Here is a 10,630-nt window from a genome sequence, read left to right as displayed (position 1 = left end):
CTGCTCGCGATAGCGGAGTCTCAGCCGAATAATGCCTGGCTGACACACCGCTATCGCGAGCAGGCTCACTCCTACAGTCTGGATTTGGGTTGGCCTCGGAAATGAGACCAACCCTTCGGCTCACACAGCCTGTGGCGCAGGCGCGCGACGCGCGTCCGGTTGCTTCCACGAATCGGCGGCGCTTTCTTCGATGGCTTGCTGGATGGCTTTCTTGCGTGCTTCTTCGGCGCGGCGGCTGAAGAACCAGACGAGGAAGGTCACCAGCGACACCGCCAGCAGAATCAGGCTGGCCACCGCGTTGATCTCCGGCTTCACACCGAGCCGCACCGCCGAGAACACTTCCATCGGCAGGGTCGTCGAACCCGGGCCGGAAACGAAGCTCGCCAGCACCAGGTCATCCAGCGACAGCGCGAACGACATCATGCCGCCTGCCGCCAGTGATGGCGCGATCATCGGGATGGTGATCAGGAAGAACACCTTCCACGGCCGTGCACCCAAATCCATCGCCGCTTCTTCGATCGACAGGTCCAGCTCACGCAGACGCGCCGACACCACCACTGCCACATACGCCGCGCAGAACGTGGTGTGCGCAATCCAGATGGTGACGATGCCGCGTTCCTGCGGCCAGCCGATCATCTGCGCCATCGCCACGAACAGCAGCAACAGCGACAGACCGGTGATCACTTCCGGCATGACCAGTGGCGCAGTCACCAGGCCGCCGAACAGCGTGCGACCCTTGAAGTGAGTGATGCGCGTCAGCACGAACGCCGCCAGTGTACCCAGCGCCACCGCAGCAACCGCCGTGTAGCAGGCGATTTCCAGCGAGCGCAGCACCGAGCCCATCAATTGCGAGTTGTCCAGCAGGCCGACGTACCACTTGATCGACCAGCCGCCCCACACCGTTACCAGTTTCGAGGCGTTGAACGAGTAGATCACCAGGATCAGCATCGGCAGATAGATGAAGATCAGACCCAGTACCAGCATCAGGCTGGAGAAACGGAAGCGCTTCATTCTTTACCCTCCATTTCCTTGGCCTGACTGCGGTTGAACAGGATGATCGGCACAATCAGGATCGCCAGCATCACCACCGCCAGCGCGGACGCCACCGGCCAGTCACGGTTGTTGAAGAATTCTTGCCACAACACCTTGCCGATCATCAGGGTTTCCGGACCGCCGAGCAGTTCTGGAATCACGAATTCGCCGACCACTGGAATGAACACCAGCATGCAGCCAGCGATGATGCCGTTCTTGGACAGCGGAATGGTGATCTTCCAGAAGCTGTTGAAGGTGCTCGAACCCAGGTCAGACGCGGCTTCCAGCAGACTCTGGTCATGTTTGACCAAGTTGGCGTACAGCGGCAGGATCATGAACGGCAGATACGAATAGACCACACCGATGTACACGGCGAGGTTGGTGTTGAGGATCTGCAGCGGCTCGTCGATCAGGCCCATGCTCATCAGGAAGCCGTTGAGTAGGCCGTTATTGCTCAGAATACCCATCCACGCGTAGACGCGGATCAGGATCGCGGTCCAGGTCGGCATCATGATCAGCAGCACCAGCACCGTTTGCAGCTCTTTGCGCGCGCTGGCGATGGCGTAGGCCATCGGATAACCGATCAGCAGGCAGAGCACAGTGCTGATGAAGGCCATTTTCAGCGAGCCGAGGTAGGCGGCGATGTACAGCTCGTCGTCGCCGAGCATCGCGTAGTTGCCCAGGTTCAGCAGCAGTTGCAGCTTCTGCTCGGCGTAGGTGTAGATCTCGGTGTACGGCGGGATCGCCACGTCGGCTTCGGCGAAGCTGATCTTCAGAACGATGAAGAACGGCAGCATGAAGAACAGGAACAGCCAGATGAACGGCACCCCGATGACCAGCTGCCGGCCATTGGGGATGATTCGGTTGATGCGGCGTTTGAATTTGCGCATGTTCATGAGCGAAGTACCACGCCACTGTCGTCTTCCCACCACACGTAGACCTGATCGCCCCAGGTCGGACGTGCGCCGCGACGTTCGGCGTTGGCGACAAACGACTGCACCAGTTTGCCGCTTGGCAATTCGACGTAGAACACCGAGTGCCCGCCCAGATAGGCGATGTCGTGGACCTTGCCGCTCGACCAGTTGTATTCGCAGGTCGGCATGTCCGCGGTGACCAGCAGCTTCTCCGGGCGAATCGCGTAGGTAACCGACTTGTCCTGCACCGAGGTGCTGATACCGTGGCCGACGTAGATCTGCCGGTCGAGGTCCTTGCAAGTGATGGTCGCGTGGCCTTCGGCGTCGTCGATCACTTCGCCTTCGAAGATGTTGACGTTACCGATGAATTCACAGACCAGACGGCTGGTCGGGGTTTCGTAGATGTCGATCGGGCTGCCGATCTGCGCGATCCAGCCCAGGTGCATGATCGCGATGCGCTCGGCCATGGTCATGGCCTCTTCCTGGTCGTGGGTCACCATCACGCAGGTCACGCCGACGCGCTCGATGATTTCCACCAGTTCCAGCTGCATCTGCGAGCGCAGTTTCTTGTCCAGCGCGCCCATCGGCTCGTCGAGCAGCAGCAGCTTCGGCCGTTTGGCCAGCGAACGGGCCAGGGCCACGCGCTGACGCTGACCGCCGGACAGTTGATGCGGCTTGCGCTTGGCGTACTGGCTCATCTGCACCAGCTTGAGCATCTCGGCCACACGTGCGTCGATCTCGGCCTTGGGAATCTTGTCCTGCTGCAGGCCGAAGGCGATGTTCTGCGCCACGGTCATGTGCGGGAACAGGGCGTAGGACTGGAACATCATGTTGATCGGACGGTCGTACGGCGGCATGTCGGTGATGTCGACGCCGTCGAGGAAAATCCGCCCTTCCGTGGGCCGTTCGAAGCCTGCCAGCATCCTCAGCAAGGTGGATTTGCCCGATCCCGAACCGCCGAGCAGGGCGAAGATCTCACCCTTCTTGATTTCCAGGGACACGTCGTCCACGGCAATCGTCTCGTCGAACTTCTTCGTGACCCGGTCGATTTTGACCAGCACCTGTTTCGGTGTCTGGTCGCCCTCGAGGGCTTTCTTGTAGGCGCCGGAGGCAACTGCCATTTACGAAACTCCCAACAGAAGCAGCAGTTCGCCACGCAAGACGAACCCTGGATAGTTTGTGCGTTATTTGCCCGACTTGACCTTGGTCCAGCTGCGGGTCATCAAACGCTGAATATTGGCTGGCAACTCGGTCGACACGTAGGTCTTGTCGAGGACTGCTTGCGGTGGGTAAACCGCTTCATCGGTGCGAATGGATTGTTCCATCAGCTTGTCCGAACCCGGATTGGGGTTGGCGTAACCGACGTAATCACTGACCTGGGCAATCACCTCAGGTTTCAGCAAATAATTGATGAAGGCGTGGGCTTCCTTGACGTTGGACGAATCCTTGGGGATCGCCAGCATGTCGAACCACAGCGCGCCGCCCTCTTTCGGAATCGAGTAGGCGATGTTGACGCCCTTCTTGGCTTCCTCGGCACGGTTCTTCGCCTGGAAGATGTCGCCGGAGAAACCGATCGCCACGCAGATGTCGCCGTTGGCCAGGTCGCCGATGTACTTCGAGGAGTGGAAATAGGTCACATAAGGACGCACCGCGAGCAGCTTGGCGGTGGCTTTTTCGTAGTCCTTGGTATTGGTGCTGTTGGCGTTCAGGCCCAGGTAATTGAGCATGGTCGGCATCATTTCATCTGCCGAATCGAGGAACGCGACGCCACAGCTGTGCAGTTTCTTGATGTTTTCCGGTTCGAACAGCACGGCCCAGGAGTCGATCCTGTCGATGCCGAGCACGGCTTTGACCTTGTCGACGTTGTAGCCAATGCCGTTGGTGCCCCACAGATACGGTACGGCGTAGAGGTTGCCCGGATCGTTCTGCTCCAGACGCTTGAGCAGCGCCGGGTCGAGGTTGGAATAATTCGGCAACTGGGTCTTGTCGAGCTTCTGGAACGCGCCCGCCTTGATCTGCTTGCCAAGGAAGTGGTTCGACGGCACGACCACGTCGTAACCGGTGCGCCCGGCGAGCAGCTTGCCTTCCAGGGTTTCGTTGGAATCGAAAACGTCGTAGACCGGTTTGATTCCGGTCTCTTTCTCGAAGTCGGCCAGGGTCGATTCGCCGATGTAATCGGACCAGTTATAAATATGCACCGTACCGGCGGCGTGGGCTCCGACAGCGATGGTCAGGCCGGCAGCGGCCAGCAGGGCTTTGCGCAAAGAAGAAAATACAGGCAAGTGGAGGTCCTCTAGATTGATTGGGCCCAAGTTGCCCCCGCGCTGCATGACAGCCATGGCTGCCCGACAACAAAACCGGCGCGCAACTTACCTTCGAAAAACCGATCCAGCAAAACTTTCTGTCATTTAATTATCCGCTGGCCGCCGTCGCGGCGACGACGGCCAGTGGTTGTGGCGACAAACCGGCTTATTTGCCCGATTTGATCTTGGTCCAGCTGCGAGTGATCAGACGCAGTGTCGCGGCGTCCAGATCGCTGATCGCATAGAGCTGCTTCTTCACTTCAGCCGACGGATAGATGCTCGGGTCGCTGGTGATGTCCTTGTCCACCAGACGCGTCGCGGCCTTGTTGCCGTTCGGGAAACGCACGGCGTTGGTGATGCCGGCCATCACTTGCGGCTCCAGCAGGTAGTTCATGAACTTGTAGGCGGCTTCGACGTTTTCGGCATCCTTGGGAATGGCGACCATGTCGTAGAAAGTACCAGCGCCTTCTTTCGGAATGGTGTAGGCCAGTTTGACCTTGTCACCGGCTTCCTGAGCGCGGGTCTTGGATTGCTCCAGGTCACCCGAGTAACCGACGGCGACGCAGATGTTGCCGTTGGCCAGGTCCGAGATGTACTTGGACGAGTGGAAGTAGGCAACCGAAGGACGGATCTTCAGGAACAGGTCTTCGGCGGCTTTGAGGTCAGCCTTGTCCTTGCTGTTGGTCGGCTTGCCCAGGTAGTGCAATGCCGCCGGAATCATTTCGGTCGGTGCATCGAGGAAGCTCACGCCGCAGCTTTTGAGTTTCTCGATGTTTTCCGGCTTGAATACCACGTCCCACGAATCGATCTTGTCGATGCCCAGCGCAGCCTTGACCTTGGCCGGGTTGTAGCCGATGCCGATCGAGCCCCACATATACGGGAAGGCGTGCTTGTTGCCCTGGTCGCTGGCGTCGCCAACAGCCTTGAGCAGGTCTTCGTCGAGGTTTTTCCAGTTCGGCAGTCTGGACTTGTCCAGCTCCTGGTAGACGCCGGCCTTGATCTGCTTGGCGAGGAAGTTGTTGGAAGGCACCACGATGTCGTAACCGGACTTGCCGGCCAGCAGCTTGGCTTCCAGGGTTTCGTTACTGTCGAAGACGTCGTAGACGACTTTGATCCCGGTGGCTTTCTCGAAGTTGGCCACGGTGTCCGGCGCGATGTAGTCGGACCAGTTGTAGACGTGCAGTACCTTGTCGTCCGCGTGCACCGCACCCGCCATCATGCCCGCCATGGACAGCGCGAGCAGAGTCTTGCCAGCTAGCTTTTTACCTAATGCCTTCATGCGTCATGCTCCAAATTTTTCTTTTTTGAACCACTTTGTTCAGCGGCCGAACCCGGACAACCGGAACCGCGGCTAGTCTGGCAAGATCCGAGGCGGTCTTTCAACAAAAGACCAGCCTTTCTGACAGCTTTGAGCGAGTGCGCCGCAGCTCCCCCGCTCAAAGCCTAGCACCTAGGCCTGCAGCGCATTGAGGGTCAGGTCCAGACACTTGCGTGCTTTTGTAACCAGCTCATCGATCTCGGCTTTGCTGATCACCAGCGGCGGCGCGATGATCATGGTGTCGCCGACTGCGCGCATGATCAGGCCGTTGTCGAAGCAGAACTGCCGGCAGATCATGCCGACGCCCTTGCCTTCATAACGCTTGCGCGTGGCCTTGTCCTGCACGAGCTCGATCGCCCCCAGCAGACCGACGCCGCGAACTTCACCCACCAATGGGTGATCGTTCAGCTCGCGCAGACGTTTCTGCAAATACGGTGCCGTTTCGTTATGGGCGTTCTCGATAATTTTTTCTTCGCGCAGGATGCGGATGTTTTCCAGGCCCACCGCTGCTGCCACCGGGTGCCCGGAGTAAGTGAAACCGTGGTTGAAATCGCCGCCTTCATTGAGCACGGCCACCACCGAATCACGCACGATCAGCCCACCCATCGGGATGTAGCCGGAAGTCAGGCCCTTGGCGATGGTCATCATGTCAGGCGCAAGGTCGTAGAAATCGCTACCGAACCACTCACCGGTACGGCCGAAACCGCAGATCACTTCATCGGCGACGAAAAGGATGTCGTACTTGGCAAGGATTTCCTTGATGCGCGGCCAGTAGGTATCGGGCGGAATGATCACGCCACCGGCACCCTGGATCGGCTCGGCAATGAAGGCACCGACGTTGTCGACGCCGACTTCGAGAATCTTCTCTTCCAGCTGATTGGCCGCCCAGATGCCGAACTCTTCCGGCGACATGTCGCCGCCTTCAGCGAACCAGTACGGCTGCGCGATGTGGACGATGCCCGGAATCGGCAGGTCGCCCTGCTCGTGCATATAGGTCATGCCGCCGAGGCTCGCGCCGGCCACGGTGGAACCGTGATAACCGTTCTTGCGGCTGATGATGACTTTCTTGTTCGGCTGGCCCTTGATCGCCCAGTAGTGGCGAACCATACGCAGCATGGTGTCGTTGCCTTCGGAGCCGGAACCGGTGAAGAACACATGGTTCATGCCTTCAGGCGCGACGTCGGCGATCGACTTGGCGAGTTCCAGCGCTGGCGGGTGGGCGGTCTGGAAGAACAGGTTGTAGTACGGCAGTTCGCGCATCTGTTTGGCGGCGGCATCGGCCAGTTCATCGCGGCCGTAACCGATCGCCACGCACCACAGGCCAGCCATGCCGTCGAGGATCTTGTTGCCTTCGCTGTCCCACAGGTAAACGCCCTTGGCGTTGGTGATGATCCGCGGGCCCTTCTCTTTCAGTTGCTTGAAATCACTGAACGGGGCCAGGTGGTGATCGCTGCTCAGCGTTTGCCACTCACGGGTTTGCGGGTTGTTGCTGGTCATGCCAATTCTCCTTGTTATCGGTGAAGGCGCGACGGCTGGCCGCCGCGCCTGGCGTATCAGACGGCGAAGAGCAGGTACTCACGCTCCCAGGAACTGATCACGCGCTTGAAGTTTTCATGCTCGGCCCGCTTGACCGCGACGTAGCCGGTGATGAAGGTCTTGCCGAGATATTTTTCGACGGTCTTGCTGTTCTCCATGCGCTCCAGCGCATCTTCGATGGTCAGCGGCAGGCGCAGGTTGCGGCGCTCGTAACCACGACCGACCACCGGCGCGCTCGGGTTGAGGCCCTCGACCATGCCGATGTAGCCGCAGAGCAGGCTCGCGGCGATCGCCAGATACGGGTTGGCATCGGCGCCCGGCAGACGGTTTTCCACGCGGCGGTTCTGCGGGCCGGCATCCGGTACGCGCAGGCCGACGGTGCGGTTCTCCTCGCCCCATTCGACGTTCACCGGTGCCGAGGTGTCCGGGAGGAAGCGGCGGAACGAGTTGACGTTCGGCGCGAATAGCGGCAACAGCTCGGGGATCAGTTTCTGCAGGCCACCAATGTGATGCAGGAACAGTTGGCTCATGGTCCCGTCTTCGTTGGAGAAAACGTTCTTGCCGGTCTGAATGTCGATGATGCTCTGGTGCAGGTGCATGGCGCTGCCCGGCTCGCCGGTCATCGGCTTGGCCATGAATGTCGCGGCCACGTCGTGCTTGAGCGCGGCTTCACGCATGGTGCGCTTGAACACCAGAATCTGGTCGGCCAGCGACAGGGCGTCGCCGTGACGGAAGTTGATTTCCATCTGCGCCGTGCCGTCCTCGTGGATCAGCGTGTCGAGGTCCAGCTCCTGCAGTTCGCACCAGTCGTAGACGTCTTCGAACAGCGGGTCGAATTCGTTGGCCGCCTCAATGGAGAACGACTGACGACCGATTTCCGGACGGCCCGAGCGGCCGATCGGCGGCTGCAACGGATAGTCGGGGTCGTCGCTGCGCTTGGTCAGGTAGAACTCCATTTCCGGCGCCACGATCGGCTGCCAGCCCTTGTCGGCATACAGCTTCAGGACTTTCTTGAGCACGTTGCGCGGCGACAGCTCGATCGGGTTGCCTTGCTTGTCGTAGGTGTCGTGGATCACCTGCGCGGTCGGCTCGATGGCCCACGGCACCAGGTACACCGCGTTCTGGTCGGGGCGGCAGATCATGTCGATGTCGGCCGGGTCGAGCAGTTCGTAATAGATGTCGTCTTCGACGTAGTCGCCGGTCACGGTCTGCAACAGCACGCTCTCCGGCAGCCGCATGCCTTTTTCGGCGATGAACTTGTTGGTCGGCGAAATCTTGCCCCGGGTGATCCCGGTCAAGTCAGCGATCATGCATTCGACTTCTGTGATCTTGCGGTCTTTCAACCAATCGGTGAGCTGGTCGAGGTTGTTACTCATAAATGCCTCTGGGCTGAGTCTCCTGACGCGATGTCAGGCAATTTTGACGCTTGGGGCGTCGCGTTAAGGGGGGCTTGCTCGCGCAGTACCGGCTTACGCCTGGCACCGCGCATAGACAATGAAAGAGGAGCTTACCTGCCCTTTGCGCTGGTGTTGCATTTCCCGTGCACTTTGCAAACGTGCAGAATCGACAGCACGACGCTGAGCGCGGCATGGGCTTTGAGAGGGAAAGAGTTCTATAGTGGAAGGGGACGCCATAAAGCGGATGCTGTGTCCGACGTCCAGAATATCGGACGCTGCCGTTTCGTCGACTGTTGACGAGAGTCTCGTCGGCAGGCTGCGCGCCTTGCTGGCTGCGCTACGGACGGATTGATCGCCACTGATGTGATGAGCATGCAGACCGGACTGTTGCGAGCAGTCGGTGATGCCGATTAACGGCAGGCGAGACATGAAGCACCCCGGTATTATTGCTGTTATGGGTTTGACCGGAGCTTAGCCTTGTTCATTTTTTTACACAACACCCCCGTAAAAAATACAACACGGCCTGCTCAAGCCCGCAGTTGAGCAACGTTCAAGGTTTGAAAAAATGCCTCAAAGTGCCCCATAAATGCCCTTCAAGCGCTTTTTCGGGGCAAAAAAGGCCTCGCTTGACTTCGGCAGGCCGTTCGGGTTGACTGAAACCAGAAAAGATCAATGATTGATATTTTTAACAACAAAGGTGTTGCATCATGTCGGTACCCCCGCGTGCCGTTCAGCTTAACGAAGCGAACGCGTTCCTTAAGGAACATCCTGAGGTTCTGTACGTTGACCTTCTGATTGCGGATATGAATGGTGTGGTGCGCGGCAAGCGCATCGAACGCACCAGCCTCCACAAGGTTTACGAGAAAGGCATCAACCTGCCGGCCTCTCTATTTGCTCTGGATATCAACGGCTCCACGGTGGAAAGCACCGGTCTGGGCCTGGACATCGGCGACGCCGATCGCATCTGCTATCCGATCCCCGATACCCTGTGCAACGAGCCATGGCAGAAGCGCCCTACCGCGCAACTGTTGATGACCATGCACGAACTCGAAGGCGACCCGTTCTTCGCCGATCCCCGTGAAGTGTTGCGTCAGGTGGTGACCAAGTTCGACGAGCTCGGCCTGACCATCTGCGCCGCCTTCGAACTCGAGTTCTACCTGATCGATCAGGAAAACGTGAACGGCCGTCCACAGCCGCCACGCTCGCCGATCTCCGGCAAACGTCCGCACTCGACTCAGGTCTACCTGATCGACGACCTCGACGAATACGTCGACTGCCTCCAGGACATTCTCGAAGGCGCCAAAGAGCAAGGCATCCCGGCCGATGCGATCGTCAAGGAAAGTGCCCCCGCGCAGTTCGAAGTGAACCTGCACCACGTCGCCGACCCGATCAAGGCCTGCGACTACGCAGTGCTGCTCAAGCGTCTGATCAAGAACATCGCCTACGACCATGAAATGGACACCACTTTCATGGCCAAGCCGTATCCGGGCCAGGCGGGCAACGGTCTGCACGTACATATTTCGATTCTGGACAAAGCCGGCAAAAACATTTTTGCCAGCGAGGATCCCGAGCAGAACGCCGCGCTGCGTCACGCGATCGGCGGTGTGCTCGAGACCCTGCCGGCGCAGATGGCTTTCCTCTGCCCGAACGTCAACTCGTATCGTCGCTTCGGCGCGCAGTTCTACGTACCGAACTCGCCGTGCTGGGGCCTGGACAACCGCACTGTGGCCATTCGCGTACCGACCGGCTCGGCCGATGCCGTGCGTATCGAACACCGCGTGGCCGGCGCCGACGCCAACCCGTACCTGCTGATGGCTTCGGTACTGGCCGGCGTGCACCACGGTCTGGTCAACCAGATCGAGCCGGGCGCACCTGTCGAAGGCAACAGCTACGAGCAGAACGAACAGAGCCTGCCAAACAACTTGCGCGATGCCCTGCGCGAGCTGGACGACAGTGAGGTGATGGCCAAGTACATCGATCCGAAGTACATCGATATCTTCGTCGCCTGCAAGGAAAGCGAGCTGGAGGAGTTTGAACACTCCATCTCCGACCTTGAGTACAACTGGTATCTGCATACCGTTTAAACCGTTTGCGGTAATAAAAAGCGCTGCCGGCTATTTCAGCCGGCAG

General features: G+C 59.2%; 8 protein-coding genes. 1 reads left to right on the top strand and 7 read right to left on the bottom strand.

What is annotated here, in order from left to right:
• Positions 1 to 120: 120 nt before the first annotated feature.
• The 7 genes from DCO47_RS22570 to DCO47_RS22540 form a co-directional block, all read right to left on the bottom strand.
• Positions 121 to 1,011: an ABC transporter permease subunit gene (locus DCO47_RS22570; RefSeq protein ID WP_042606507.1), complete on the bottom strand. Its 891-nt coding sequence runs from the start codon at positions 1,009 to 1,011 to the stop codon at positions 121 to 123.
• Positions 1,008 to 1,889 (bottom strand): ABC transporter permease subunit, encoded by an 882-nt coding sequence (locus DCO47_RS22565; RefSeq protein ID WP_173867416.1) that lies wholly within the window; start codon positions 1,887 to 1,889, stop codon positions 1,008 to 1,010. The genes DCO47_RS22570 and DCO47_RS22565 overlap by 4 nt, the downstream gene beginning before the upstream one ends.
• A gap of 35 nt (positions 1,890 to 1,924) precedes the next feature.
• Positions 1,925 to 3,067, bottom strand: a complete 1,143-nt coding sequence (locus DCO47_RS22560; protein WP_016772662.1) for an ABC transporter ATP-binding protein — start codon at positions 3,065 to 3,067, stop codon at positions 1,925 to 1,927.
• A 63-nt stretch (positions 3,068 to 3,130) separates the two neighbouring features.
• On the bottom strand, positions 3,131 to 4,228 hold the full coding sequence (locus DCO47_RS22555) for a polyamine ABC transporter substrate-binding protein (RefSeq protein WP_064364767.1): 1,098 nt from the start codon (positions 4,226 to 4,228) through the stop codon (positions 3,131 to 3,133).
• A gap of 187 nt (positions 4,229 to 4,415) precedes the next feature.
• Complete coding sequence (locus DCO47_RS22550; RefSeq protein WP_116658958.1) at positions 4,416 to 5,528, bottom strand: polyamine ABC transporter substrate-binding protein; 1,113 nt, start codon at positions 5,526 to 5,528, stop codon at positions 4,416 to 4,418.
• A gap of 171 nt (positions 5,529 to 5,699) precedes the next feature.
• On the bottom strand, positions 5,700 to 7,064 hold the full coding sequence (locus DCO47_RS22545; RefSeq protein WP_042607057.1) for an aspartate aminotransferase family protein: 1,365 nt from the start codon (positions 7,062 to 7,064) through the stop codon (positions 5,700 to 5,702).
• Between the two features lie 56 nt (positions 7,065 to 7,120).
• Positions 7,121 to 8,479 carry a glutamine synthetase family protein gene (locus tag DCO47_RS22540; RefSeq protein ID WP_042607058.1) on the bottom strand — a complete coding sequence of 453 codons (1,359 nt, stop codon included), beginning with the start codon at positions 8,477 to 8,479 and terminating at the stop codon, positions 7,121 to 7,123.
• 728 nt (positions 8,480 to 9,207) lie between these two features.
• Between DCO47_RS22540 and DCO47_RS22535 the strand changes: the two genes are divergently transcribed.
• Positions 9,208 to 10,584 carry a glutamine synthetase family protein gene (locus DCO47_RS22535; RefSeq protein WP_039757469.1) on the top strand — a complete coding sequence of 459 codons (1,377 nt, stop codon included), beginning with the start codon at positions 9,208 to 9,210 and terminating at the stop codon, positions 10,582 to 10,584.
• The last annotated feature ends 46 nt before the right edge of the window (positions 10,585 to 10,630 follow it).

Origin of the sequence: Pseudomonas sp. NDM (assembly GCF_003105095.1) — a bacterium.
Taxonomy (GTDB): Bacteria; Pseudomonadota; Gammaproteobacteria; order Pseudomonadales; family Pseudomonadaceae; genus Aquipseudomonas; species Aquipseudomonas moraviensis_A.
Note: the sequence above shows the minus strand (reverse complement) of the source record. Positions and strands in the feature narration are given on the sequence as shown.